Origin of the sequence: Modestobacter sp. I12A-02662 (assembly GCF_041028325.1) — a bacterium.
Taxonomy (GTDB): Bacteria; Actinomycetota; Actinomycetes; order Mycobacteriales; family Geodermatophilaceae; genus Modestobacter.
Window position 1 is genome coordinate 56389 of record NZ_JABGDE010000005.1, and the last position, 25918, is coordinate 82306.

General features: G+C 74.3%; 25 protein-coding genes. 12 read left to right on the plus strand and 13 right to left on the minus strand.

The window, feature by feature from the left end:
• Positions 1-720 carry a GntR family transcriptional regulator gene (locus HL189_RS07810; protein ID WP_369133127.1) on the minus strand — a complete coding sequence of 240 codons (720 nt, stop codon included), beginning with the start codon at positions 718-720 and terminating at the stop codon, positions 1-3.
• Positions 717-1778 (minus strand): Ldh family oxidoreductase, encoded by a 1062-nt coding sequence (locus HL189_RS07815; RefSeq protein ID WP_369133128.1) that lies wholly within the window; start codon positions 1776-1778, stop codon positions 717-719. Before HL189_RS07815 ends, HL189_RS07810 begins: the two co-directional genes overlap by 4 nt.
• 78 nt (positions 1779-1856) lie before the next feature.
• On the opposite strand from HL189_RS07815, the gene HL189_RS07820 reads away from it, so the two are divergent.
• Genes HL189_RS07820 through rraA form a run of 5 tightly spaced genes read left to right on the plus strand, consistent with a single transcriptional unit; the run spans position 1857 to position 5681 of the window.
• Complete coding sequence (locus tag HL189_RS07820) at positions 1857-2174, plus strand: putative quinol monooxygenase (RefSeq protein WP_369133129.1); 318 nt, start codon at positions 1857-1859, stop codon at positions 2172-2174.
• Positions 2171-2614 carry a cupin domain-containing protein gene (locus HL189_RS07825; protein ID WP_369133130.1) on the plus strand — a complete coding sequence of 148 codons (444 nt, stop codon included), beginning with the start codon at positions 2171-2173 and terminating at the stop codon, positions 2612-2614. The genes HL189_RS07820 and HL189_RS07825 overlap by 4 nt, the downstream gene beginning before the upstream one ends.
• A complete protein-coding gene (locus HL189_RS07830) occupies positions 2611-4023 on the plus strand; it encodes an NAD-dependent succinate-semialdehyde dehydrogenase (RefSeq protein WP_369133131.1) in 1413 nt (470 codons plus the stop codon). Before HL189_RS07825 ends, HL189_RS07830 begins: the two co-directional genes overlap by 4 nt.
• 25 nt (positions 4024-4048) lie before the next feature.
• Positions 4049-5179: an isocitrate/isopropylmalate dehydrogenase family protein gene (locus HL189_RS07835; protein ID WP_369133132.1), complete on the plus strand. Its 1131-nt coding sequence runs from the start codon at positions 4049-4051 to the stop codon at positions 5177-5179.
• Between the two features lie 13 nt (positions 5180-5192).
• On the plus strand, positions 5193-5681 hold the full coding sequence (gene rraA / locus HL189_RS07840; RefSeq protein ID WP_369133133.1) for a ribonuclease E activity regulator RraA: 489 nt from the start codon (positions 5193-5195) through the stop codon (positions 5679-5681).
• 10 nt (positions 5682-5691) lie between these two features.
• Here the strand turns inward: rraA and HL189_RS07845 are convergent, their stop codons facing one another.
• On the minus strand, positions 5692-6642 hold the full coding sequence (locus HL189_RS07845) for a D-2-hydroxyacid dehydrogenase family protein (protein ID WP_369133134.1): 951 nt from the start codon (positions 6640-6642) through the stop codon (positions 5692-5694).
• Between the two features lie 113 nt (positions 6643-6755).
• Between HL189_RS07845 and HL189_RS07850 the strand changes: the two genes are divergently transcribed.
• Positions 6756-8972 (plus strand): carbon starvation CstA family protein, encoded by a 2217-nt coding sequence (locus HL189_RS07850; RefSeq protein ID WP_369133135.1) that lies wholly within the window; start codon positions 6756-6758, stop codon positions 8970-8972.
• Positions 8969-9172 carry a YbdD/YjiX family protein gene (locus HL189_RS07855; protein WP_369133136.1) on the plus strand — a complete coding sequence of 68 codons (204 nt, stop codon included), beginning with the start codon at positions 8969-8971 and terminating at the stop codon, positions 9170-9172. Before HL189_RS07850 ends, HL189_RS07855 begins: the two co-directional genes overlap by 4 nt.
• A 23-nt stretch (positions 9173-9195) precedes the next feature.
• Here the strand turns inward: HL189_RS07855 and HL189_RS07860 are convergent, their stop codons facing one another.
• Positions 9196-10065, minus strand: a complete 870-nt coding sequence (locus tag HL189_RS07860; protein WP_369133137.1) for a 3-hydroxyacyl-CoA dehydrogenase family protein — start codon at positions 10063-10065, stop codon at positions 9196-9198.
• Between the two features lie 103 nt (positions 10066-10168).
• Positions 10169-11602, minus strand: coding sequence for a type I glutamate--ammonia ligase (glnA, locus tag HL189_RS07865; RefSeq protein ID WP_369133138.1), 1434 nt, complete (start codon positions 11600-11602; stop codon positions 10169-10171).
• A gap of 167 nt (positions 11603-11769) precedes the next feature.
• Between glnA and HL189_RS07870 the strand changes: the two genes are divergently transcribed.
• Positions 11770-12201, plus strand: coding sequence for an RDD family protein (locus HL189_RS07870; protein WP_369133139.1), 432 nt, complete (start codon positions 11770-11772; stop codon positions 12199-12201).
• A gap of 63 nt (positions 12202-12264) precedes the next feature.
• Here the strand turns inward: HL189_RS07870 and HL189_RS07875 are convergent, their stop codons facing one another.
• The 3 genes from HL189_RS07875 to HL189_RS07885 form a co-directional block, all read right to left on the minus strand.
• On the minus strand, positions 12265-13077 hold the full coding sequence (locus tag HL189_RS07875) for a DUF4191 domain-containing protein (protein ID WP_369133140.1): 813 nt from the start codon (positions 13075-13077) through the stop codon (positions 12265-12267).
• Positions 13078-13148: 71 nt separating this feature from the next.
• Positions 13149-14135: a lipoyl synthase gene (gene lipA / locus HL189_RS07880; RefSeq protein WP_369133141.1), complete on the minus strand. Its 987-nt coding sequence runs from the start codon at positions 14133-14135 to the stop codon at positions 13149-13151.
• 97 nt (positions 14136-14232) lie between these two features.
• Positions 14233-15519 carry a hypothetical protein gene (locus tag HL189_RS07885; RefSeq protein WP_369133142.1) on the minus strand — a complete coding sequence of 429 codons (1287 nt, stop codon included), beginning with the start codon at positions 15517-15519 and terminating at the stop codon, positions 14233-14235.
• Between the two features lie 114 nt (positions 15520-15633).
• Here HL189_RS07885 and HL189_RS07890 point away from each other — a divergent pair, with 114 nt between their 5' ends.
• Complete coding sequence (locus HL189_RS07890; RefSeq protein ID WP_369133143.1) at positions 15634-16563, plus strand: LLM class F420-dependent oxidoreductase; 930 nt, start codon at positions 15634-15636, stop codon at positions 16561-16563.
• A 15-nt stretch (positions 16564-16578) separates the two neighbouring features.
• Here HL189_RS07890 and HL189_RS07895 read toward each other — a convergent pair whose 3' ends face one another.
• The gene (locus HL189_RS07895; protein WP_369133144.1) at positions 16579-17190 is read right to left on the minus strand and encodes a TIGR03086 family metal-binding protein; all 612 of its coding nucleotides are present in this window, start codon (positions 17188-17190) and stop codon (positions 16579-16581) included.
• A gap of 61 nt (positions 17191-17251) precedes the next feature.
• On the opposite strand from HL189_RS07895, the gene HL189_RS07900 reads away from it, so the two are divergent.
• Together HL189_RS07900 and leuS are read left to right on the plus strand one after the other, a co-directional pair.
• Positions 17252-18202, plus strand: coding sequence for a helix-turn-helix transcriptional regulator (locus HL189_RS07900; protein WP_369133145.1), 951 nt, complete (start codon positions 17252-17254; stop codon positions 18200-18202).
• Between the two features lie 177 nt (positions 18203-18379).
• Positions 18380-21286, plus strand: a complete 2907-nt coding sequence (leuS, locus tag HL189_RS07905; RefSeq protein ID WP_369133146.1) for a leucine--tRNA ligase — start codon at positions 18380-18382, stop codon at positions 21284-21286.
• A 34-nt stretch (positions 21287-21320) separates the two neighbouring features.
• Here the strand turns inward: leuS and HL189_RS07910 are convergent, their stop codons facing one another.
• From HL189_RS07910 to HL189_RS07920, 3 genes are read right to left on the minus strand one after another with little or no spacing between them, the layout of a single operon-like run.
• On the minus strand, positions 21321-21701 hold the full coding sequence (locus HL189_RS07910) for a PPOX class F420-dependent oxidoreductase (protein ID WP_369133147.1): 381 nt from the start codon (positions 21699-21701) through the stop codon (positions 21321-21323).
• Between the two features lie 5 nt (positions 21702-21706).
• Complete coding sequence (gene lipB / locus HL189_RS07915) at positions 21707-22354, minus strand: lipoyl(octanoyl) transferase LipB (protein ID WP_369133148.1); 648 nt, start codon at positions 22352-22354, stop codon at positions 21707-21709.
• Between the two features lie 19 nt (positions 22355-22373).
• A complete protein-coding gene (locus HL189_RS07920; protein ID WP_369133149.1) occupies positions 22374-23108 on the minus strand; it encodes a Type 1 glutamine amidotransferase-like domain-containing protein in 735 nt (244 codons plus the stop codon).
• 144 nt (positions 23109-23252) lie between these two features.
• Here HL189_RS07920 and HL189_RS07925 point away from each other — a divergent pair, with 144 nt between their 5' ends.
• The gene (locus tag HL189_RS07925; protein WP_369133150.1) at positions 23253-24983 is read left to right on the plus strand and encodes a protein kinase; all 1731 of its coding nucleotides are present in this window, start codon (positions 23253-23255) and stop codon (positions 24981-24983) included.
• A gap of 28 nt (positions 24984-25011) precedes the next feature.
• Here the strand turns inward: HL189_RS07925 and HL189_RS07930 are convergent, their stop codons facing one another.
• Positions 25012-25917 (minus strand): TIGR01777 family oxidoreductase, encoded by a 906-nt coding sequence (locus tag HL189_RS07930; protein WP_369133151.1) that lies wholly within the window; start codon positions 25915-25917, stop codon positions 25012-25014.
• Position 25918: the final 1 nt, after the last annotated feature.

Here is a 25918-nt window from a genome sequence, read left to right on the forward strand (position 1 = left end):
TCAGCCGAGGAGGTCGAGGCCCTCGCCCGGGCCCCGTGCGAGGTTGCGGAAGATCGTCCGCAGGCTCTGGGCCAGGTGCTCGGCGATCGAGGCCGCCGCCGCGTCGGCGTCCCCGGCGAGCAGCGCGTCGCACATGTCCAGGTGCTCGGCGACGGAGACCTCCACGCGCTGCGGGTCCACGTGCGAGAGGTTGCGCAGCCGGGCGGTGTGCGGCCGCAGCTCGGCGATGGTGCGGCGCAGGTGCTCGTTGCGCGTGGCGCCGATGATCGCCCAGTCGAACCGGTCGGCCACGTCGTAGAACGCGCGGGAGCGGGTCTGCGACGGCGCGCGGCGCTGGATCCGCGCGAACTCCGCGCGCATCGCGGTGAACGCGCGGCGCAGCTCCGGATCGGCCGCGGCGGCCTCGGTCGCCTGGCGCATGGCCGCCGGCTCCAGCAGCGAGCGGAAGTCGAACAGGTCCCGCACGCTCTGCAGGGACACCCGGGACACCCGCGCTCCCTGCCGGGGCACCAGGTCGACCAGGCCCTCGGCCGCCAGCCGGCGCAGCGCCTCGCGGACCGGCGTCCGGGAGGCGCCGGTGCGCTCGACGAGCCAGAGCTCCGACAACGGTGTGCCGGGTGCCAGCTCGCCGAGCTCGATCTCCTCCTTGAGCCGCCGGTGGACGAGGTCGGCCTTGCTGAGGTCGGTGGCGAGCCCGGAGCTCTCGGGGCCGGTGGTCATCGCGCCCCGTCCGCAGGGAACGGCACGCCGGCCCCGTCGCCCAGGGCGCGCAGGTCCGCCAGCGACTGCTCGGCGAGGACCACCCCGCCGGCCGCCAGGTTCGCCGCCTCGGCGCGGTCCTCCACCTCGCCGGGGTAGAAGACCTCGTCGAAGCCCTGGGCGAGAGGGACGGCCTTCACCTCGTCGATCAGCTGCCGCACGCGGGCCTCGTACCCGGCGCGGTCGCCGAAGGCGTCGGGGTCCAACGCGAGGAACAGGTGGCCGCACCCGCTGGGCCGGTCGGCCTGGTAGGGCCCGTGCACGCCGGTGCCCACGGCGCTGCCGGTCAGCGCGCCGGACAGCACGTCCATCAGGAAGGTGATCGCGTAGCCCTTGTGCCCGGCCATCGGCAGGATCACCCCGAGCACCCCCTCCGCCGCGTCGGTGGTAGGCGCGCCGTCTGCGGTCAGTGCCCAGGTCCCCGGGATGCGTTCGCCGCGGTTCTCGGCGAGGTAGATCTTGCCACGGGCCACAGCGGTGTTCGCGATGTCCACGGCGACGACCCGGCCGTCCGGCCCGGGCGCCCCGATCGACCACGGGTTGGTGCCCAGCACCTTCTCGCGGCCGCCCCACGGCGCCATCGCGGGACTCGCGTTGGTCGTGAGGACGGAGACCAGCCCGTCGCGCGCCGCCCGGCGGGTGAAGTACATGGCCGTGCCGAAGTGGTTGGAGTTGCGCACCCCGACGACGCCCACGCCGTGGGAGCGCGCCCGCTCGCCGGCCAGCCGGCGCGCCTGGTCGGTGAGCACCTGCCCGATCCCGTCCCGGCCGTCGAGCAGCACCAGCGGCCCGGTGTCGGAGAGGACGGCGGCGTCGGTGACCGCGCGCATGGCGCCGGAGCGCAGCCGCGCGGCGTACCAGGGCAGCCGCAGGAGGCCGTGCGACTGGTGGCCCCAGAGGTCGGCCTGCACGAGGCTGTCGGCCACCAGGGCGGCGTCGGTCTCGGGGACGCCGAGGGCCAGGAGCACCCGGGTGCCGAACGCCCGGAGCGCCGGTGCCGGGATCCGCTGCTGTGTCATGTCGACCTCTCGTCATCCGGTATGCATTGATGTATACATTAGCGCATACATACACCCCAGCCAATGGAGGAGACGGCGATGTTCAGCCTGGTGGTCCAGATGGAGGTGCGGCCGGGGCTCCGCGAGCAGTTCCTCACCGGCATGGCCGCGAACGCCGAGGCGTCGGTCCGGGACGAACCCGGCTGCCTCCGGTTCGACGTGTGCTCGGTGGCGGGCGATGAGAACCGCTTCGTCCTGTACGAGCTCTACACCGACGCGGACGCGTTCACCGCGCACAAGACGTCCCCGCACTTCGCCCGGTGGCGGCAGATCGCCGAGCAGGTGCTGGTCCCCGGCGGCCAGGTGAACACCCCCGGCGAGCTGCTCCACACCCACACGTCCGAGGAGTCCGCATGAGCACCCAGCGCCCCGCCCAGCCCGCCGCTCCCTCGTTGGTCCTCCGTCCGGAGGCGATCGAGCGCTTCGACCGCGGGAACGGCGTCGTCACCATCCCGTTCGTCGGGAAGTGGAACTGCGAGGACAACCGGGTCACCACCGGGATGACCGTGTTCTCGCCCGGCACCGGCATCCCGCTGCACTCGCACAACGTGGAGGAGTCGGTCCTGGTGTACGAGGGCGAGGCCACCGCCGTCGTCGGCGACGACGAGTTCGACCTGGTCGCCGGGCAGGCGACCTGGGTGCCGGCCGGCGTCCCGCACTGCTTCCGCAACCGCGGCGAGGGTTCGATGACCATCTACTGGGTCTACGGCGGCCGCGACGTCACCCGCACCATCACCGCCACCGGCGAGACGTTCGAGCACCTGTCCGACAGCGACCGCGGGGCGACGCCGGCATGAGCGCCGTCGTCACCGTGAACCCCGCCACGGGTCAGCGGCTGGCCGAGTACCGGACCCTCTCCGGCGCCGACGTCGACGCGGCGCTCGACCGCGCGGCCGTCGCGCAGACCGGCTGGGCGGCGCTGCCGTTCGACGAGCGGTCCGCCGTCCTGCGGCGTGCGGCCGAGGTGCTGCGGGCCGGCGCGGAGCAGCTGGCCCTGCTGGTCACCCGGGAGATGGGCAAGCCGCTGGCCGAGTCCCGCGCCGAGGTGGCGAAGTGCGCCACCGCGTGCGACTACTACGCCGAGCACGCCGCCCGGTTCCTGGCCGACGAGCCGGTGGCCACGTCGGCGGACCGCAGCTGGATCGGCTACGAGCCGGTCGGGGTGGTGCTCGCCGTCATGCCGTGGAACTTCCCGCTCTGGCAGGTGCTCCGGCTCGCCGCCCCGGCGCTGATGGCCGGGAACGCGGCCCTGCTCAAGCACTCGCCGAACACCACCGGGTGCGCCCTGGCGGTGCAGCGGGTGCTGCTCGACGCCGGTGCTCCGGAGGGACTCTTCACCGCCCTGGTCGTGGCCGAACCGGACGTCCCGGCGGTCACCCGACGGCTCATCGGGGACCCGCGCGTCGGCGCGGTGACCATCACCGGGAGCGAGCGGGCCGGCCGGGCCGTCGGCTCCGCCGCGGGCGACGCCATCAAGAAGTCGGTGCTCGAACTGGGCGGCTCCGACCCGTTCGTCGTCCTCGCCGACGCCGACCTGCCGCGGGTGGCGGCCATGGCCGCCCGGGGCCGGTTCCTCAACGCGGGGCAGAGCTGCATCTCGCCCAAGCGGTTCGTGGTCGACGCCTCGGTCGCCGAGGAGTTCACCCGGCTGCTGGTCGCCGAGGCCGGGGCGCTGACCGTGGGGGACCCCGAGTCCGCAGCCACCGACGTCGGCCCGATGGCCCGGGCGGACCTGCTCGAGGGCGTGCACCGGCAGGTGGAGGCATCCGTCGCCGCCGGCGCCCGGCTGCTGGCCGGTGGCCGGCGCCTGGAGGGGCCGGGGAACTTCTACGCGCCGACGGTCCTCACCGACGTCGCGCCCGGGCAGCCCGCCCACGACGAGGAGATCTTCGGTCCCGTCGCCACGGTGATCGTCGTCGACGGCGACGACGAGGCCGTCCGGGTCGCCAACGACACCCGCTTCGGCCTGGGCGCCAGCGTGTGGAGCGCGGACCCGGAGCGGGGGATCGCGGTGGCCCGGCGGATCCGGTCAGGTGCGGTCTTCGTCAACGCCGTCGTCGCCTCCGACGTCCGGATGCCCTTCGGCGGCACCCGGGCCAGCGGCTACGGGCGGGAGCTGGCCGCGGCCGGCATCCGCGAGTTCGTCAACGTCCGGACCTGGTGGGTCCTGGACTCACCCGCCGTCACGGCGCCGGCTTCCGAGTAGTCCCGACCCCCGGAGGAAAGACATCATGACCCGCTCGTACCGCCTCGGCGTCCTGCTGGGCGACGGCATCGGACCCGAGATCGTCCCCGCATCGGTGCGGGTGGTCGACGCCGCCCTCGCGGCGGCTGCGGCCGCTCCGGTCGAGTGGCAGGAGCTCCCGCTGGGGGCCTCGGCCATCGAGGAGCACGGCAGCGCCATCCCGGCCACCACGATGCAGGCACTCGCCGACCTGGACGGCTGGCTGCTCGGCCCGCACGACAGCGCCGCGTACCCCGAGCCGTACCGGTCCCGGCTCAACCCCAGCGGTGCCATCCGCAAGCACTTCGACCTGTACGCCAACATCCGGCCGGCCCGCGGCCTCGGGGGCGGGGAGGCGATCGCGCCGGACACCGACCTGGTCGTCGTCCGGGAGAACACCGAGGGCTTCTACGCCGATCGCAACACCTTCGCCGGGACGGGGGAGTTCATGCCGTCCGCCGACGTGGCGATCGCCCTGGGCGTCTTCACCCGGCCGGCGATCGAGCGGATCGCCCGCGCGGCGTTCGAGCTGGCCGGACGCCGGCGGAAGAAGCTCACCATCGTCCACAAGGCGAACGTCCTGCAGCTGAGCTCCGGGCTGTTCAAGCGGGTCTGCCTCGAGGTCGCGGACAGCTACCCGGACATCGCCGTGGACGACTTCCACATCGACGCGATGACGGTGCACCTGCTGCGCCGGGCCACGGCGTTCGACGTCGTCGTCGCCGAGAACATGTTCGGGGACATCCTGTCGGACATGGCCGGTGAGCTGGCCGGCTCGCTGGGGATCGCGCCGTCGATCAACGCCTCGGACGACCGGTGCATGGCGCAGGCCGCCCACGGCTCGGCCCCGGACATCGCCGGCCGGGGCCTGGCCAACCCGATCGCGATGGTCCTGTCCTCGGGGATGCTGCTGGACTGGCTGGGCACCCGGTTCGGGGACGAGCGGGTGGCAGACGCCGCCGTACGGGTCGAGGACGGCGTCCGGGCGGCCGTGCAGGGCGGGGTGAGCACCCGCGACCTCGGTGGCACGGCCTCCACCGACGAGTTCACCGACGAGGTCGTCGAACGCATCGGCTCGGCTGGATCAGGCGGGCCGTCCCGGGCATCGTCGTCGCCGACGACCCGATCCTCCTCCTGAGAGCGAGCTCCCCGTGCCGACTCCTGCCACCACCGACCTCTGCGACGCCCACCCCGAGATCCAGGTCTGCGACCCGGTGTTCCGGGTGTTCGGGGGCACCCCCGCCTTCAGCGGCCCGATCACCACGCTGAAGGTGTTCGAGGACAACACCCTGGTCAAGCAGGCGGTCGAGGGCCCCGGCGACGGCCGGGTGCTCGTGGTCGACGGCGGCGGATCGCCGCGCTGCGGGCTGGTCGGCGGGAACCTCGCGGTCGCCGCGGCGACCAACGGCTGGGCCGGGCTGGTGGTCTACGGCTACGTCCGGGACGTCGACGAGCTGGCCGAGCAGCCGGTCGGGATCCGCGCGCTCGGCTCGTTCCCCCGCCGGAGCGAGCGCGGGTTGCACTCGGGGCAGGCGGGCCGGCCGGTCGTCTTCGCGGGCGTCGAGTTCCGCGAGGGCGCCTGGCTGTGCGCCGACGGTGACGGCATCGTCGTCCTGCCCGCCGCGCCGGCCGAGGTCTGAGGCCGCCCGGTCAGGTCAGGACCCGGATCGGCGTGCCGGCGAGGTGGGCGGCGACGTCCTCGACGGCCTCGCGGAAGAAGACCTCGTAGGTGCGCTCGGTGACGTAGCCCAGGTGCGGGGTGAGCACGGTCCGCGGGGCGCTGCGGAGCGGGTGGTCCCGGGGCAGCGGCTCCCGGTCGAAGACGTCGAGCCCGGCACCGGCGATCGTGCCGGCGGCCAGCGCCTCGAGCAGGGCGATCTCGTCGACGATCGGGCCGCGCGAGGTGTTGACCAGGATCGCCGAGGGCTTCATCCGGGCCAGCGCGTCGCGGCCGACGAGCCCCCGGGTGCGATCGGAGAGCACCAGGTGGACGGTCACCACGTCGGCCGTGGCGAACAGCTCGTCCCGCCCGACCCGGCGGACGCCGACCTCGGCGGCCCGCTCCGCGGTGAGGTTCTGGCTCCAGGCGACGACGTCCATGCCGAACGCCCCGCCGATCATCGCCACCCGCTCGCCCAGCCGGCCGAGGCCGACGACGCCGAGGGTGCTCCCGGCCAGGTCCGTGCCCACGGTCTCCTGCCATCCGCCGGCGCGGACCGAGGCGTCCTCCTGCGGCAGGTGGCGGGCGACGGCCAGGATCAGTGCCCAGGTGAGCTCGACCGGACCGGTCGGGTGCGACGCCGTCCCGCAGACGGTGACGCCCCGGCCGGCCGCGGCGGCGACGTCGATGGCGGCGTTGCGCGGGCCCGTCGTGACCAGCAGCCGGAGCTGCGGGAGCCGCTCGAGGAGGCTGCGCGGGAACGGCGTCCGCTCCCGCATGGCCACGACGACCTCGAACGGCGCGAGCCGCTCCGCCAGGGCGTCCTCGTCGTCGAGGTGGTCGGAGAACGTGGTGACGTCGAGGGGCGCCGGCACCAGCGACCAGTCGGCGAAGCGGGCGGCGACCGACTGGAAGTCGTCGAGGACGGCGACGCGGAGCATGCGGCGGTTTCTACTCCATCTCGCTGACACGGGCTGATCGGCCAAGGCTCGTTCTGCTCCCTATGCTCCCTCCGACGGCGTCGACGAGGGCGCCGCGGTGCTCGGAGGCGATCATGTCCACGACCGTGACCCAGGACGACACCGGCGGGCCCGCCCGCCCCCCTGGCTCGCTGCGCGGGATGTCGGTGCGCTCGGTGATCGTCTGGGTGGCGGTCGCCGCGGCCGGTGCGGTCTCGTGGACGGTGCTCGCCCTGTCGCGCGGCGAGACGGTGTCGGCGCTGTGGATCCTCTTCGCGGCGCTGTGCTCCTACGCGATCGGGTACCGGTTCTACGCCCGCTACATCACCTACACGGTGCTCCGGGCCGACGACCGGCGCGCCACCCCGGCGGAGCGGCTGCACAACGGCATCGACTTCGACGTCACCGACCGGCGGGTGCTCTTCGGGCACCACTTCGCCGCCATCGCCGGCGCCGGGCCGCTGGTCGGGCCGGTGCTCGCGGCGCAGATGGGCTACCTGCCGGGCACCATCTGGATCGTCGTCGGCGTCATCTTCGCCGGGGCCGTCCAGGACCTGACGGTCATGTTCTTCTCGATGCGCCGCAACGGGAAGAGCCTCGGCCAGATGGTCCGCGAGGAGATCGGCATCGTCGGCGGCATCGCGGCGCTCATCGCCGTCTTCGCCATCATGATCATCATCCTGGCGGTGCTCGCCCTCATCGTGGTCAACGCGCTGGCGGAGTCCCCCTGGGGCGTCTTCTCCATCGCGCTGACCATCCCGATCGCGCTCTTCATGGGCATCTACCTGCGCCGGCTCCGACCGGGCAGGGTGCTCGAGGCCACCGGCATCGGCGTCGTCCTGCTGCTGCTGGCCATCGTCGGCGGCGGCTGGATCCAGGACACCGGGCTCGGCGACGCGCTCACCCTGTCCAAGGAGTGGCTGGTCCTGGCGCTGGTCGTCTACGGGTTCGTCGCCTCGGTGCTGCCGGTCTGGCTGCTCCTCACGCCGCGGGACTACCTGTCGACGTTCATGAAGATCGGCGTCATCGTGCTGCTGGCGCTGAGCCTGCTCATCGCCCGGCCGGTGCTGCAGGCCGAGGCGATCACCGACTTCGCCCGCGAGGGCACCGGCCCGGTCTTCGCCGGCTCGCTGTTCCCGTTCGTGTTCATCACCATCGCCTGCGGTGCGCTGTCCGGCTTCCACGCGCTGATCTCCTCGGGCACGACGCCGAAGATGGTGGCCAAGGAGAGCCAGGTCCGGCTCATCGGCTACGGCGGCATGCTCATGGAGTCCTTCGTCGCCATCAGCGCGCTGATCGCGGCCTGCGTCATCGACCAGGGCCTCTACTTCGCGATGAACAGCCCCGCCGGGGCCACCGGCGGCACGGTCGAGTCGGCCGCCACCTTCGTCCAGGGCTTCGGCTTCGACACCACCGCGCAGGACCTCGCCGCCGCGTCCGCGGCGGTCCAGGAGCCGAGCCTGGTCTCCCGCACCGGTGGCGCCCCCACGCTGGCGGTCGGCATCTCCGAGATCTTCAGCGACGCGTTCGGTGGCGGTCTCCAGGCGTTCTGGTACCACTTCGCGATCATGTTCGAGGCGCTGTTCATCCTCACCGCCGTCGACGCCGGCACCCGGGTGGGCCGGTTCATGCTGCAGGACACGATCGGCAACGTCTGGAAGAAGTTCGGCGACCTGTCGTGGCGGCCGGGCAACATCATCGCCAGCGCCGTCGTCGTCCTCCTGTGGGGCTCGGTCCTCTACATCGGGGTGACCGACCCGCTCGGTGGCGTCAACCAGCTGTTCCCGCTGTTCGGCATCGCCAACCAGCTGCTCGCCGCCATCGCGCTCACCCTGGTCACCGTGCTGCTGATCAAGCACGGGAAGCTGCGCTGGGCCTGGGTGGCCGCCGTCCCGCTGGTCTGGGACCTCGTCGTCACCATGACGGCGAGCTGGCAGAAGGTGTTCTCCGACATCCCCGCGATCGGCTACTTCGCGCAGGCCCAGCGGTACCGCGACGCACGGGACGCCGGGGAGGTGCTGGCGCCGGCGCAGGACCCGGGGCAGATGGACCAGGTCATCTTCAACTCCACGCTGAACGGCATCCTGCAGTCCTTCTTCGCCCTGCTGGTCGTCGTCGTGGTGGTCAACGCCGTGGTCGTCATCGCGAAGGCCATCCGGGCCGGCGGCTCGCTGCCGACCACCGAGGAGCCGGCCGTGCCCTCGAAGCTCGTCGAGCCCGCGGGCCTGTTCGCCACGGCGGAGGAGAAGCGGGCGATCGCCGAGCACGAGCGGCTCGTGGGCGCCGGGACCACCGAGGGCGGCCGGGGGTGACCGGCGGGGACGTCCGCGCGGCGGTCCTGCGCGCCGGCCGCGGGGTGCGCTGGTACCTCCGGGCTTGGAGCGGTGAGACGCGCTGGGACGAGTACCTGCGCGAGTGCGCCGCGCACGGGCACCCGCCGGTCAGCCGGCGGGACTTCGAGCGGCGCCGGGCCGACGCGCTGGAGAGCCGCCCGGTCAGCCGCTGCTGCTGAGCCGGGACCGGGGTGGCCGGCCGTCACGGCCAGTCGTAGAAGCCCCGGCCCGCCTTCCGGCCGAGCTCGCCGGCCGCCACCTTGTCGCGCAGGACCTGTGGCGGGGCGAAGCGCTCGCCGAGCGTCGCGTGCAGGTGCTCGGCGATGCCCAGGCGCACGTCCAGACCCACCAGGTCGGTCGTCCGCAGCGGCCCGACCGGGTGCTGGTAGCCCAGCACCATGGCGTTGTCGATGTCCTCGGGGGCGGCGACGCCCTCCTCGACCATGCGCATGGCCTCCAGCGCGATGGCGACCCCGAGCCGGGAGGAGGCGAAGCCGGGGGAGTCCCGCACGACGACGGCGGTCTTCCCCAGCGCCTGCACCCACCGGCGGGCGGCCGCGACGGTCCCGTCGGAGGTCCTGTCGCCGAGGACGACCTCGATGAGCTTGGAGGCCGGCACCGGGTTGAAGAAGTGCAGGCCCAGGAACCGCTCCGGCCGGGCGAGCGAGGTGGCCAGCTCGCTGACCGACAGGGCGGAGGTGTTGGTCGCGAGGTAGGCGCCCGGGCTCAGCTGCGCCTCCACCCGGGCCAGCGCCGTCGCCTTGAGCGCGGCGTCCTCGGGCACGGCCTCGACCACGAGGTCGCAGCCGGCGAAGGCGCCGTGGTCGACCGCGGTGGTGAGGCCGGCGAGGAGGTCCTGCGCGCTCCGGGTGACCGCCCCGCGCTCGACGGAGGCCTCGACCGAGGTCGCGACGCGCGCGCGGGCGGCGTCGGCGGCCTCCTGGTCGCGTTCGACGACCACGACGGTCGCCCCGCGGACGAGGAACGCGTGCGCGATGCCGGCGCCCATGCGCCCGCCGCCGAGGACGCCGACCCGGGGGACGAGCCCGTCGGCCGGTTCCGTGCTGGTCATGGGTGCTCCTGCTCCCTCTCGGACGACGCTGCCCGGCCCACCGTGCAGCGCAGCCCCCGCCAGCGGACTTCCTGGCGGGGGCTGCGCTGCACTGCGGAGTGGATCAGATGTCGTAGTACATCGCGAACTCGTGCGGGTGCGGGCGGAGACGGATCGGGTCGATCTCGTTCTCCCGCTTGTACTCGATCCACGTCTCGATCAGGTCGGCGGTGAACACGCCACCGTCGAGCAGGTAGTCGTGGTCGACCTCGAGCCGGTCGAGGACGGCGTCCAGCGACGCGGGCACCTTCTCGATGCCCAGGGCCTCCTCGGGCGGCAGCTCGTAGAGGTCCTTGTCGACCGGGGCCGGCGGCTCGATCTTGTTCTTGATGCCGTCGAGGCCGGCCATCATCATCGCCGAGAAGGCGAGGTAGGGGTTGGCCGACGGGTCGGGCACGCGGAACTCGATGCGCTTGGCCTTCGGGCTGTCGCCGGAGATCGGGATGCGGCAGCAGGCCGAGCGGTTGCGGGCCGAGTAGACCAGGTTGATCGGCGCCTCGTAGCCGGGCACCAGGCGGTGGTAGCTGTTCACCGTCGGGTTGGTGAAGGCCAGCAGCGAGGGGGCGTGCGTCAGCAGGCCGCCGATGTAGTGGCGGGCGGTGTCGGACAGCCCCGCGTATCCGGTCTCGGCGTGGAAGAGCGGCTCGCCGTCCTTCCAGAGGCTCTGGTGGCAGTGCATGCCCGAGCCGTTGTCACCGTAGAGCGGCTTGGGCATGAAGGTCGCCGTCTTGCCGTGGGCCCAGGCGGTGTTCTTGATGACGTACTTGAACAGCATCAGGCTGTCGGCCGAGCGCAGCAGGGTGTCGAACTTGTAGTTGATCTCCGCCTGGCCGCCGGTGCCCACCTCGTGGTGGCCACGCTCGAGCTCCAGCCCGGCGTTGGCCAGGTTCACCATCATCGTCGAGCGCAGGTCGCTCTGGTGGTCGTAGGGCTCGACCGGGAAGTACCCGCCCTTGGGCCGGGTCTTGTAGCCGAGGTTCGGGCCACCGTTCTCGCCGGTCAGCGACCCGGAGTTCCAGGAGCCCTCGACCGCGTCGATGTGGTAGTAGCCCTCGTTGATCCCGGTGCTGTGCCGCACCGAGTCGAAGACGTAGAACTCGGCCTCCGGTCCGAAGTACGCGGTGTCGGCTATGCCGGAGCTCGCGAGGTAGGCCTCGGCCTTCTTCGCCACGTTGCGCGGGTCACGGCTGTAGGCCTCGCGCGTGATCGGGTCGTGGATGAAGAAGTTGATGTTCAGCGTCTTGTGGATGCGGAACGGGTCGAGGTAGGCGCTGCTCGCGTCGGGCAGCAGCAGCATGTCCGACTCGTTGATCGCCTGGAAACCGCGGATGGACGACCCGTCGAAGCCGAGGCCCTCGGAGAAGGTGTCCGGACCGAAGGTCTCCGCCGGGATGGTGAAGTGCTGCATGACGCCGGGCAGGTCGCAGAACCGGACGTCGACGAACCTCACGTCGTTGTCGCGGATGTACGCGGTGACCTCGTCGGGACTGTTGAACATCGATCCTCCGGGAGTGGGCGGACAGCCAGGCCGAACGCTACGAGCGAGGAGTTCCGCTGGCATGACACTTGTGTTTCCGGCCGGTGACAACGCCCGCGGGCGTGTCGCGGCGCCCGCCCCGAGGCACGGCCCCCGGGACGACGCGGGGTCGGTCCTACGCTGGGGTCATGTCTGGCGACACGACCGAGGACGGCGCCCCAGCCTCTCAGGAGCGCGCCCGGGGCGCGGCACTGGGGCTGCCCGCCGACGGACCGGGCGCACTGGCGACCTTCGGACGGCGCAGCGGCCAGTTCGCCATCGACGCGATCAGCTCAGCCCTGGTCACGGCGCTGTTCACCGCCCCCGAGCCGCCGGGCAACTGGAGCCTGCTGACCTTCGGGTTGATGACCGTGTTCTTCCTGCTTGCCACCGGCCAGACCCCGGGGATGCGGCTGCTCGGGCTGCGGCTCGCCCACCCGGCCGAGGGGCACCGCCTGGCCCCCTGGCGCGCCGTCGTCCGGACCGCGCTGCTGATCCTCCTCGTCCCGGCGCTGGTCGTCGACTCCGACGGCCGGGGGCTGCACGACCGGCTCACCGACACCGCCGTCGTCCGCGATTAGCCCGGAGACGACGAACGCCCCCGACCGTCCGGCCGGGGGCGTTCGTCGTCTCCGGGCTGTCGCTCAGCGGCGGCGGACCTGCCGCTGGCTGACCGACATCTGCCGGCCGCCGGGGAGCGGGCCACCGGGCACCGGCATGCGCGCCCCGCCCAGGGCGCTCATCCGCCGGCTCAGCGCGTTCACCTCGGCGGCGGTGAGGTTGCGGGGCAGCTTCGTCACGTGCGTGCCCAGCTTCTTCAGCGGCACCTGGCCCTCGTCGTCGCCGACCACGATGTCGTAGATGGGGGTGTCGCCGACGACCTTGGCGATCCGCTTCTTCTCCTGCGCGATCAGCCCGCGCACCCGGTGGGGGGAGCCCTCTCCGACCAGCACGATGCCCGGCCGGCCGAGCACCCGGTGGACGGCGTCCAGCTCGCGCGTGCCGGCGACCCCGGAGGACACCCGCCAGTCACCGCGCATGCCCTCGAGCACCCAGGCGGCCGCGCCGGGCTGGCCCTCGACCTGGCGGTAGGCGGAGCCCTGCGCCCGGCGGCCGAAGATAATCATGGCGACCAGCACGCCGAGCAGGATGGCGATGGGCAGGAAGAGGAACGGCGAGCCGAGCAGGATGCCGACGAGCTCGACCACCGCGGCGGCCGTGACGAACCCGATCAGCATGATCCACGGCAGCTTCGGGTCGTTGCGGCGGGTGAGGGTGTAGGCCTGCTTGATCATCCGGGCCTGGCCCTTGAGCTTGCTCAGCCGGGAGACCTTGGGCTGACCGTCCTTGCCGACCTTCGACGTCTTCCGGCCGAACCGCCGGGCCTTGCCCGGCGTGGCGGCCGTGGAGCCCTTGCCGGAGGGGGCGGAGGAGTCGGTGGACCTGCTGCGAGCCATGTCCTGAGGATAAGACCCCGCCGCGTCCGGCCTGCGCGCCGCGCGCGCAGGCCGGACCCGGACGGGTGGCTTCAACGGGTGACGGCGAGCCCTCGGGCCTCGGCGGCCTGCACGTACAGCCGGCCGGCGCGGTAGGAGCTGCGCACCAGCGGCCCGGCCAGCACCCCGGCGAAACCGATCTCCTCGGCCTGCGCGGCGAAGCCGACGAACTCGTCGGGCTTGACCCAGCGGACGACCGGGTGGTGCCGGACGCTCGGGCGCAGGTACTGGGTGATGGTCAGCAGGTCGCAACCGGCCTCGTGCAGGGCCTGCATCGCCTCGACGACCTCGGCGGGCTCCTCGCCCATGCCGAGGATCAGGTTGGACTTGGTGACCAGCCCGGCCTCCCGGGCGGCGGTGATCACGGCCAGCGAGCGCTCGAACCGGAAGCCGGGGCGGATGCGCTTGAAGATCCGTGGGACGGTCTCGACGTTGTGCGCCAGCACCTCCGGCCGGGAGGAGAAGACCTCCGCCAGCTGTTCGGGCTCGGCGTTGAAGTCGGGGATGAGCAGCTCGACGCCGCAGCCGGGGACGGCGGCGTGGATCTGCCGCACCGTCTCGGCGTACAGCCACGCCCCGCCGTCGGGCAGGTCGTCGCGGGCCACGCCGGTGACCGTGGCGTACCGCAGCCCCATGGTGGCGACGCTCTCGGCGACCCGGCGCGGCTCGTCGGCGTCGAAGTCGGCCGGCTTGCCGGTGTCGATCTGGCAGAAGTCGCACCGCCGGGTGCACTGGTCACCGCCGATGAGGAACGTCGCCTCGCGGTCCTCCCAGCACTCGTAGATGTTGGGGCACCCGGCCTCCTCGCACACCGTGTGCAGGCCCTCGCGGCGCACCAGCGACTTGAGCTCGGTGTACTCCGGCCCGGTCTTCAGCCGCGTCTTGATCCACTCGGGCTTGCGCTCGATCGGCGTCTGGCTGTTGCGGACCTCCAGGCGGAGCAGCTTCCGGCCGGCCGGCTCGATCGGGGACGTGGTCCCGATGGGTGCTGCCGAGGTCTCCTCCATCGCCGAACTCATGGTCAGCACCGTACTCCCGCAGGTCGAGCGGCCCCCGGCAGACGAGTGGGGCCCGGCGCCGTGGCGCCGGGCCCCACCGGTGTCGGGCTGCGAGGTGTCAGCCCCGGGTGTTGCCCGGCTCGCCGGCCGGACCGCCCTGGTCCGCGCCGTCCGCGCCGTCCGGGCCGGCGGTCGCGATCGGGGTGTCGGGGTCGTTGTAGGTGCTGGTGGCCGGCTCCGGGGTCGACTGGTTGCTCGGCTCGTCGGGGCCCGACGCCGGCTGGGCCTCCAGGGCGCCGATGTCGGTGTCGGTCGGGGAGGAGTCCGACGGGGCCGTCTCGGCGGTGGAGACGGTCTTGCCCTGGGCCTGAGGGGTCTCAGAGCCGCCGGCCGGGCTGCTGGGTGAACTGGGCACGGGGTCCTCTCGGTAGCTGGGCACGGGCCCGTCGCCGGCGGGCGCGGGCGTCCACTGGTCGTCGGGGGCATTGCGGCGGATGAGGACGGCGACCCCGGCGGCCACCGCGGCCAGGACGGCGACCACCCACGGCCACCGGCGCGGCTTCTTCTTCTCGATGCCCACCCCGCGCTTGACCGAGACGACGGTCGCGGCGGTGCGCTTGGCGGCCTCCTTGCGGGCCCGAGCCGCGGCCTTCTCCATCTCGGCCCGGCGCTTGGCCGCCTTCTTCGACAGCTTCTCCGCCCGCCTGCCGAGTTCCTCGGCCTTCCTGCCGGCCGCCCGGCGGCTGACCTCCGCGGCGGTGAGCGCGGCGGCCACCCGGGCCGCGGCCTGGTCGCGGGCGGCCTCGGCGTCGTGGCGCACCTTCTCGGCCTGGGCGGCGGCCGCGGCACCGACCGTGGCCGCGAGCTCGCTGCTGCGGCCGGTCAGCTGGGTGCGCGCGTTCTCCACACCCTCGGCAAGGCTCTCCCGGACGCCCTCCAGCACCGGGAGGGCGGACACCCGGGCCGCCTCCACCCGGGGGACGGCAGCGGCCATGGCCGCCTCGAGGTTGGCCATCGCCGTCTTCGTCGCCGCCTCCAGCCGGGGGACGACGTCGGTTTCGTAGGCCTTCTGCGCGGCCACCAGCTGCGGGCCGAGCGCGGCGACGGCCGCCTCCACCCGCGGGGCGACGTCCTTCTCGTACGCCTTGTGCGCGGCCGCGAGCTGCGGTTCGAGTGCGGCGACGGCTGCCTCGACCCGGGGGGTGAGCGCGGCGACGGCCGCCTCGACCCGGGGCGCCAGGTCCGCAGCGTAGGCGGCCTGGGCCGCCTTCGTGGCCGCCTCGACCTGCGGCCTGAGCTGCTCGGCGGTGGCCTTCCGCGCCTCGGAGACCGCGGCGCCGAGATGCGCGAACCCCTCCTGCAACTCTGCGCCGATGACCTCGGTCGAGCTCTGCTTGCGGGACACTCCTGCACCTCCGAGTTGATCGCGTCGCGATCATCCTGCCCGGGAAACCCGGCGAGCACACCCCGAGCCCCGCCGGGGAGCGCGCCCCTCGGCGCGCTGGCTAGCGTGCGCGGTGTGCAGCTGCGGATCTTCACCGAGCCCCAGATGGGTGCCACCTACGACGACCTGCTCGCCGTCGCCCGCCGCACCGAGGAGACCGGCTTCGACGCGTTCTTCCGCTCCGACCACTACCTGGCCATGGGCGGCGACGGGCTGCCGGGGCCGACCGACGCCTGGGTCACCCTGGGCGCGCTGGCCCGGGAGACCAGCCGCATCCGGCTGGGCACGCTGATGAGCTCGGCGACCTTCCGGCTGCCCGGCCCGCTGGCGATCGCGGTGGCGCAGGTGGACCAGATGAGCGGCGGCCGGGTCGAGTTCGGCCTGGGAGCGGGCTGGTTCGAGGCGGAGCACACCGCCTACGGCATCCCGTTCCCCGAGGTCGGGGAGCGGTTCGACCGGCTGGAGGAGCAGCTCGCCGTGGTCAGCGGCCTGTGGGGCACGCCGGCCGGGGAGACCTTCGACTTCGCCGGCCGGCACTACCGGGTGTCCGGGTCACCGGGGCTGCCCAAGCCCGTGCAGGAGGGCGGGATCCCGGTCCTGGTCGGCGGGCACGGCGCCCGCCGCACGCCGCGGCTCGCCGCCCGGTACGCGGCCGAGTTCAATGTGCCGTTCGGCTCGGTGGACGACGTACGGCAGCGGATCGCCGGAGTGCGGGAGGCCTGCGCCGAGGCCGGCCGCGACCCCGCGTCGCTGGTGTACAGCGCGGCGGTCACCGTCTGTGTCGGTGTGGACGACGCCGAGGTCGCCCGGCGGGCCGCCGCGATCGGCCGGACGCCGGGGGGCTGGCGCCCCTCCGACGTGGCCGGGAGCCCCGCACAGGTGGTCGACGTCCTGGGCCGCTACGCCGACGAAGGCGCGTCACGCGCCTACCTGCAGGTGCTCGACCTCGCCGACCTCGACCACCTGGACCTCATCGCCGCCGAGGTGGCGCCCCAGCTGTCCTGAGGCGCCACCTCACGCTCACGGCGTCCAGCGCGGGTCGCGGCCCTGCCAGGCGACCAGCCGGTCGACCAGCGGCGCGTCGTCGGGCACGGGGACCACCGGCCCGAAGGGCACTGGCCCGCCGCGGACGTCGGCCGGGAGGATCCGCTGCGCGGCCGGGAGCGCGACGGCCAGCACCCGCTCGTCCCAGTCCGGCGACTGACCGGTGGCCCGCGCCAGGTCCCAGCTGTGCGTGGTCAGCTCCGAGGTGTAGGCCGCCAGCGCGACCGAGCCGCGGTGGGAGCCGAACGGCAGGGTCAGCTCCCGGTCGAGCAGTTCGTCGTCGGCCCAGACGGTGAGCACCTCGGCCGCGGCCGCCCGGGCGGCGGCGCCCCAGCCGTCGTCGGGCACACCGGCGGGCAGCTCCGGCACCGAGAACGGGTCCTCGCCGCGCCCGATGGCGGCCACCCGGCGCAGGACGAACACCTGGTGGCCGAGCAGGGCGCGGACGTCGAACTCGGGGCAGGGCGTGGGGCAGGACAGCTGCTCGGGCCGGACGACGGTGGCGACGGCGACGGCCGTCGCCACCGCGGAGCCGAACGCCGGGCGGGGGTCGGTGCTGGTCGACACGGTGGTCGTGGTCTCTGTCATGGACCGACCGTCGCAGCCGAAGTGGTCACCTCCTGGCCACTTCGTCGGCCAAGCTGCGGGCATGCGCGCCGACCGGCTGATCGCCGTCCTGCTGCTGCTCCAGAACCGCGGCCGGGTCACCGCCGCCGAGGTGGCCCGCGAGCTGGAGGTGTCCCAGCGGACGGCCCGCCGGGACCTGGAGGCGCTCAGCCTGGCCGGCGTCCCGGTGTACAGCTCGCCGGGAGCCGGCGGGGGCTGGGCGCTGGTCGGTGGGGCGCGCACCGACCTGACCGGGCTCACCGCCGAGGAGGCCCGCGCGCTGTTCCTCACCGCCGGGTCCTCGACGGCCGTGGCGCCGGCCGCTGCCGGTGCGCTGCGCAAGCTGCTCGGCGCCCTGCCCGCGCCGTTCCGGGACGACGCCCGGGCGGCCGGGGAGGCGGTGGTCGTCGACGCGGCCAGCTGGGGGCGGACGGCGCCGCCCGAGCCCCCGTACCTGCCGGCGCTGCAGCGGGCGGTCCTGGAGGCGGAGCAGGTGGTGCTGGGGTACCGCGGCCGGGACGCCCGGGAGTCCACCCGGGTCGTCTCCCCGCTGGGCCTGGTGACCAAGGGCGGGGTCTGGTACCTGGTCGCCGGCACCGAGTCGGGCGTGCGGACATTCCGGGTGGGGCGGGTGACCGACGTCGCCGCCACCGGGCAGCCGGTGCAGCGACCGCCCGGGTTCGACCTGCGGGCGGCCTGGGAGCAGAGCGTGGGGGAGGTGGAGCAGCGGCGCACCGGCGTCCGGGTGCAGGCCCTGGCCGAGCCGGACGTCGTCCCGGTGCTGCTGGCCTGGCTGGGCCGCGAGGGCGTGACGGTCGGCGGGACGGCGCCCGACGGCCGGGTGGAGGTCACGGTCGCCGGTCCCACGCTGCCGCTGGTCGTCGCCCACCTCGCCGGCCTCGGCAGCCGGCTCGAGGTCCTCACCCCGGAGGCGCGGCCGCAGCTCGCCGCGCTGGCCGAGCAGCTGCGGGCGCTGTACGGCGCCGCGGGCTGACCGTTCCCGAACTGCGGCGCGGGGTCCGGGGGCAGCGCGGTAGGCTGGCAGCGTGTCCGGCGGGTTCCTCCTTTCCCGGCCGTGCTGATCTGAACCGCATCGACAGCACGGCGACCCCTCCTGCGTGAGGGGTTTTTTTCTGCCCGCCCACCGGAACCAGGACCCAGGAGCACAGCGATGAGCCAGACGGCCAGCCAGACGGGCACCGAGCCGAGCAGTGAGGTGCCCCCGCACCGGTACACCCCGGCGCTGGCGCAGCAGATCGAGCTCGCCTGGCAGGACCGGTGGGACGCCGAGGGCACCTTCCACACGCCCAACCCGGCGGGCCCGCTCAGCGAGGGCTTCGACCGGGTCGCCGACCGGCCCAAGGCCTTCGTGATGGACATGTTCCCGTACCCCTCGGGCGCCGGCCTGCACGTCGGGCACCCGCTGGGCTACCTGGGCACGGACGTGACCAGCCGCTTCCTGCGGATGGACGGGCACAACGTGCTGCACCCGATGGGCTACGACGCCTTCGGGCTGCCCGCCGAGCAGTACGCCGTCCAGACCGGGCAGCACCCGCGGATCACCACCGAGGCGAACATCGAGGCGATCCGGGCGCAGCTGCGCCGGCTGGGCGTCGACCACGACACCCGGCGCACCTTCGCCACGATCGACCCGGACTACTACCGGTGGACCCAGTGGATCTTCAAGGAGATCTTCGAGTCCTGGTTCGACGAGACCGCCGACGGCGGCCGTGGCCGGGCGAGGCCGATCGCGGAGCTGGTCAGCGAGCTGGACGCCGGCACCCGCCGGCCCGCGCCGGGCACCCTGCCCGACGGGCGCAGCTGGGCGGAGCTGGACGAGGTCGGCCGCCGCCGGGTCGTCGACCGGCACCGGCTGGCCTACCGCCACGAGGCGCCGGTCAACTGGTGCCCCGGGCTGGGCACCGTGCTGTCCAACGAGGAGGTCACCGCCGACGGGCGCTCCGAGCGGGGCAACTTCCCGGTGTTCCGCCGACCGCTGACCCAGTGGATGATGCGGATCACCGCCTACGCCGAGCGCCTGCTCGAGGACCTGGACCGGCTGGACTGGTCGGACTCGCTGAAGCACATGCAGCGCAACTGGATCGGCCGGTCCACGGGCGCCCGGGTCGCCTTCGAGGTCGCCGGGGAGACGATCGAGGTCTTCACCACCCGCCCGGACACGCTGTTCGGGGCCACCTACCTGGTGCTGGCCCCCGAGCACCCGCTGGTCGAGGCGTTGACCGCCGCGGCCTGGCCGGACGCCGTCGACCCGCGCTGGACCGGCGGCGCGGCGACCCCCGCCGAGGCGGTGGAGGCCTACGAGCTGCAGGCCTCCCGCCGGTCGGAGCTGGAGCGGCAGACCGAGGGCCGGGACAAGACCGGTGTCTGGCTGGGTGTCACCGCCCCCAACCCGCTGACCGGCCAGGACATGCCGGTCTTCATCGCCGACTACGTGCTGTTCGGCTACGGCACCGGCGCGGTGATGGGCGTACCGGGGGAGGACCAGCGGGACTGGGAGTTCGCCCAGGCGTTCGGCCTGCCCATCGTGCGCACCGTGCAGCCGCCGGCCGACTTCGACGAGACCTCCGGCGCCTGGACCGGCAGCGGTCCGATGATCAACTCGTCCAACGAGAAGCTGTCGCTGGACGGGTTGGACAAGACCGCCGCGATCGATGCCGTCACCGAGTGGCTGGTCGCGACCGGGAACGGGGAGGCGACGACCACCTTCAAGCTGCGCGACTGGCTGTTCAGCCGTCAGCGGTACTGGGGCGAGCCGTTCCCGGTGGTCTACGACGAGAACGACCTGCCGGTCGCCGTCCCGGACTCGATGCTGCCGGTGCTGCTGCCCGACGTCGACGACTACTCGCCGAAGACGTTCGCCGACGACGACGCCGACTCCCGGCCCGAGCCGCCCCTGTCGCGCGCCACGGAGTGGACGACGGTCACCCTCGACCTGGGCGACGGGCCCAAGGAGTACCGCCGGGAGACCAACACCATGCCCAACTGGGCCGGGTCGTGCTGGTACTACCTGCGCTACGCCGACCCGACCAACGCCGAGCGGCTGGTCGACCCCGAGCTGGACCGCTACTGGCTGGGCCCGCGGGAGCCGGGCGACGTCGGCGGCGTCGACCTGTACGTCGGTGGCGTGGAGCACGCGGTGCTGCACCTGCTGTACGCCCGGTTCTGGCACAAGGTGCTGTACGACCTGGGCCACGTCAGCAGCGAGGAGCCGTTCCGCCGGCTGGTGAACCAGGGCTACATCTCCGCGCACGCCTACACCGACGCCCGCGGCTTCTACGTGCCCGCAGCCGAGGTGGAGGAGCGGGACGGGCGGTTCTTCCACGACGGGGAGCCGGTCACCCGCGAGTACGGGAAGATGGGCAAGAGCCTGAAGAACGTGGTGACGCCGGACGAGATGGTCGCGGCGTTCGGTGCGGACACCTTCCGGGTCTACGAGATGTCGACCGGTCCGCTGGACCAGTCCCGGCCGTGGGAGACCAAGGCCGTGGTCGGCGCCCAGCGCCTGCTGCAGCGGATCTGGCGGGTCGTCGTGGACGAGGAGACCGGCGCGGTGCGGGTCGCCGACGTCGATCCGGACGACGTCACCTCACGCGCGCTGCACCGGGCGATCGAGGCCGTCCGGGACGGCATGACCACGCTCCGGTTCAACATCGCCATCGCCCGGGTCACCGAGCTGACCAACCACCTCACCTCGGCCTGCCCGCCGGGGACGGCGGTGCCCCGCGCGGTCGCCGAGGGGCTGGTGCTGCTGGTGGCCCCGCTGGCGCCGCACCTGGGCGAGGAGCTGTGGGCCCGGCTGGGGCACGACACCTCGGTGGCCTGGGCGGCGTTCCCGGTCGCCGATGAGCGCTGGCTGGTCGACGCGACCGTGACCGTCGCGGTCCAGGTCAACGGCAAGGTGCGGGCCCAGGTCGCGGTGCCGGCCGACGCGGACGCCGCCGGCCTGGAGGCGGCCGCCCGAGCCGACGAGCGGATCGCCGGCCACCTGGACGGCGCCACCGTGCGCCGGGTGGTCGCGGTCCCGGGCCGGCTGGTCAACTTCGTCGTCACCCAGTGACCGCTGAGGGGGGCGGGCCCACCGGCCCGCCCCTTCAGACCGGCGAGATGCGCAGGATGACGTGCCGCTGGGCGCCGGGGCGGGTGATCCGGCTCCACGCCCGGGACGCCACCAGGCCCACCTGGAAGCGCAGGCCGTAGCGACGGCGGAGCGTGGCCAGCGCCCGCGGCCACTCCTCCTCCGGCACGAAGCGGGCGACCGCCTCCACCGCCGGGCCGAGCAGCCGGCCCCGCACGTCGCACGGCGCCACCGTGACCCGGGACGTGTGCCGCAGCCGCTTCACCTTGCCCGAGTCGGCCCGGGTCCAGACCAGGCGGTCCGCGCCGTCCGGTGCAGCCCACACCGGGGTCGCCACAGGCTCCCCGGTGCGCCGGAACGTCGTGAGGCTGACGTACTCGCTGGTCGGCAGCGGCACGGTGGTCAGACCGTGGCGGTCGGGACCGGCGCGAGCACCGCGCGCATCTCCCGCTCGACCGCGTCGATGACCTCGTCCACCCGCACGTCCCGGCCCAGTTCGGCCGACAGCGACGTGGCGCCGGCGTCGACGATGCCGCACGGGATCATGTTGGCGAAGGCGCGCATGTCGGGGTCGCAGTTCAGCGCGAACCCGTGCATGGTCACGCCCCGGGCGACCCGGACGCCGATCGCGGCCACCTTGCGGTCGGGGCCCTTCGCGTCGGCCCGCACCCACACGCCGCTGCGCCCCTCGACCCGCTCGGCCGCCAGGCCCAGCCCCGAGCAGACGACCATCAGGGCCTGCTCCAGGCGGCGGACGTGCGCCACCACGTCGACCGGGTCGGGGAGCCGGACGATCGGGTACCCCACCAGCTGCCCGGGGCCGTGCCAGGTGATCTTGCCGCCCCGGTCGACGTCGATGACCGGCGTGCCGTCGAAGGGCCGCTCGTGCGGCTCGGTGCGCTTGCCGGCGGTGTACACCGGAGGGTGCTCGAGGAGCAGCAGCGTGTCGGGGCCGGTGCCGGCCACCCGCTGCTCGTGCAGCTCGCGCTGCCTCGCCCACGCGTCCTCGTAGGGGACCAGACCCGCCCGGATGACCTGCAGTTCGCTCACGACCCGAGCCTATGTGCCGTCACCGCAGCCGTCTCGGCTCGATCCGCGTCTCCACCGCCGTGCCGTCCCCGCCGGGCGCCACGCGGTACGCAGCCCTGCCGGGACGGTCGGCGACGGCCTCCACCAGGTCGGTGCCGCGGTAGACCAGTCCGACGCCGTCGTCGGTGGCGTGACCGGCGGGCAGCGTGCCCTCCGCGACCAGCCGGTGGTACAGCGGACGGCGCTGCTCCTCCGAGTCGAAGTGCACCCCGTTGCTGTACGGCAGGAGCGCCAGTCCGTCGGTCACCGGCCGCAGGTCGGGCCCGAAGGAGTCGGTGATGCCGCCGACGTGCCAGCACAGCGACCCCGCGGACACCCCGGCCAGCACGACGCCCGCGCCCCAGGCCTCGCGGAACACCTCGTCCAGGCCGTGGACCCGCCACACCGCGAGCAGGTTGGCGACGCTGCCGCCTCCCACCCACACCACGTCCTGGGCGAGCAGGTGCGCGCGCACGTCGGCCACCGTCGGCATCGGGAACAGGCTGAGGTGGCTGGGGCGTACGTCGCGGCCCGCGAAGGCCCCGTAGAACCCGGCGACCCGGGCCGGGTCGTCACCGCTCGCGGTGCCGAGCCAGCAGATGCGTGGCCGTGGAGGCGACCCGGCGAGCTGGACGGCGAGGTCGAGCACCGGGCCGGGCGCCCAGTCGTACGGCCCCCGGCCGCGGGAGTCGAAGCCGATGCTGGTGGCGAGCACGGTCGGCGCGGCGGCGGGCATCGGACCCCTCCCCTCGGCGGTGGTGGAGCCGAACCTAGGCGGGGCCGGTGGCCCACGGCCTCCCCGGCGGGGCGGTCGTGGACCGGGGCCGGGCCTGTGGACAGCCGCGGCACGATCGGCACCGCCGGCCCTACCGTGCCCGCCATGCCCGCACCGCCGCTGCCGACACCCGCCCCCGTCGTGCCCGGGTACGTGCTGGAGGAGCTGCTGGGTCGCGGTGGGTCCGGGCAGGTCTGGCGGGCGCGACCGCGGGGCGGGGGTCCGCCGGTCGCGGTGAAGGTGCTCCTGCGCGGGGACCCGGAGCGGCAGGAGCGGGAGGCCCGGCTGCTCGCCGAGCTCGACCACCCGCACCTGGTCCGGCTGCACCACGTCGTCCGGCGGGAGGTTCGTACCGGGCCGGCCGAGGTGGCGCTCGTGCTCGACCTCCTGGACGGCGGCAGCCTCGCCGCGCTGCTGGCCCGGCGCGGCCGGCTGCGGCCGGGCGAGGTGGTCACCACGGTCGCTCCCGTGGCGGCAGCGCTGGCCCAGGCGCACGAGCGCGGCGTCGTCCACGGCGACCTCTCGCCGGGCAACATCGTCTTCACCGCGGAGGGCCGGCCGGTACTCACCGACCTCGGCACCGCCCGGCTGGTGGGAGACGACGCACGGGCGGAGGTGACGCCGCCCTACGTCGACCCGGTGGTGGCCCGGGGTGGTGCGCCCGGCCCGGCGTCGGACGTCTTCGGTGTGGCGGCCGCCGCCTTCCACGCGCTCACCGGCACCGCTCCCTGGAACGCCGCCGACCCCACCGGCACCCTCTCGGTCGCCGCCGACGGAGCACTGCCCGACCTGGCGCTCCTCGCGCCCGAGGCGCCGGCGGAGCTGGTCCGGGTGGTCCTGCGGGGGCTCTCCCCGGAGCCCCACCTGCGCGGGTCCGCGGCCGCGTTCGCGCTCGACGTGCGGCACGCCTGCCGGCCGGAGCCCGTCCGGCTGCCCGCCCCGGGGGTGCCGGACGCGGAGCTGGCCGGCACCGGGCAGGGCCCGCAGACCGAGCTCACCCACCAGGTGGCCGGCCGGCGCGCGCGGGCCGTCCATGCCGCTCCCGCCGACGCCGGTCGGCTCGATCGGCTGCGGACCGCCCTGCGCAGCCGCGTGGGCGCGGAGGAGGGGACAGGACCCTGGCTGGGCGCGGTGCTGCGCCGGGCGGGGGCCGTCGCGGTGGCGCTCGTGGTGGTGGTCGCCGGGCTCGCCGCCGCCGTCTGGGCCGGGACAGCGTGGGGCGGCCGGGCGGGGGAGCCGGCTCCGGCCGCGGAGAGCGCGCGGGGACCGGGCGCGCAGCCGACCCCCTCGCCGGCGGCTCCTCCGCCGGCTCCCGACCCGCCGGGCACTGCGCCGGCGAGCACGTCGCCGGGTGCGCGGGACGACCAGGACGCCGCCCCCGGGCCGGTGGAGCCGCCGGCCGTGCCGGCCGACCAGGCCGACCAGGCCGACCCGGTCGACCCGGATGGGTGGTCGGCGGTGGTCTCGGTGCTCTACGCCCGTCGCGCCGCCGCCTTCCAGGAGGCCGACCCGGCACCGCTGACCGAGGTCTACGCCGCGGGCAGTGCCCTGCTGGCACGGGATCGCGAGCAGGTCGAGGCGCTGGCGGCCGACGGGGAGCGGCTCGCCGACTTCACCCCGGCGGTGGTGCGCACGGAGTCGGTGGCCCGGCAGTCGCCGGACCGGGTGGAACTCCGGCTGGACGACGAGCTGCCGGGCTACCGGGTGGTGTCCGCGGCCGGCCCCGCGACGGCGCCGGTGGCCCAGGTGCCCGGACGCGGCGAGGCGCGCGTGGGCATGGTGCTCACCCGCACCGCCGCCGGCTGGCGGATCAGCGACGCCTGGCTCGTCGGTTGACGCACGGGGCGGGGCGGTGGGCGAGGCCTCAGGCGGTGAGCGCCGCCCGCAGCGCCTGCTCGAGGTCACGGTGCGTGTGTTGGAAGCCGGCCTCCGTCAGCGCGGCCGGCACTGCCCGCTTCCCGCCGAGGACCGCCTCCCGCGCGAACGAGCCGAGTGCCAGACGCAGGGCGATCCCTGGCACCGGCAGCACGGCCGGCCGGTGGAGCACCTGGGCCAGGGCGCGGGTGAACTCCGCGTTCGTCACCGGGGTCGGGGCGGTCAGGTTGACCGGGCCGGCCACCTCCGCGGTCAGCAGGAACCGGATCGCGTCCACCTCGTCCTGCAGGCTGATCCACGGCCAGTACTGCCGGCCGTTCCCCAGCCGCCCGCCGAGGCCCACCCGGAAGACCAGGCCCATGATCCTCATCAGGGTGGCGCCGGGCCCCACCACCAGCCCGGTGCGCAGGTGGGCGACCCGGACGCCGGCCTCCTCGGCCGGGGCGGTGGCCGCCTCCCATTCCGTGCAGAGCGTGGCCAGGAAACCGCTCCCGGCCGGGTCCCGCTCGGTGACCGTCCGGGAGCCGGTGTCGCCGTAGAAGTCGATGCCCGAGGCGGACAGCAGCACGCGCCGGGGCGAGGGGTCGCTCGTGGCCGCAGCGGCCAACGCCTCGGCGATCGTGGTGGTGCTGTTCAGCCGGCTCGAGCGCAGCCGCTCCTTGTACGCCCGGGTCCACGGCCGCGGCCGGATCGGTTCTCCGGCGAGGTTGATGACCGCGTCGACGTCCAGCAGCAGCGCCGGGTCGACGCGGTGGTGGACCGGGTCCCACCGGTGCTCGTCGGCGGTGCGCGGAGTGCGCCGGACGAGGCGCAGCACCTCGTGCCCGTCCGCGCGCAGGGCCGGCGCGAGCGCCGACCCGATCAGCCCGGACGAACCGGTGAGGGCGACCTTCATC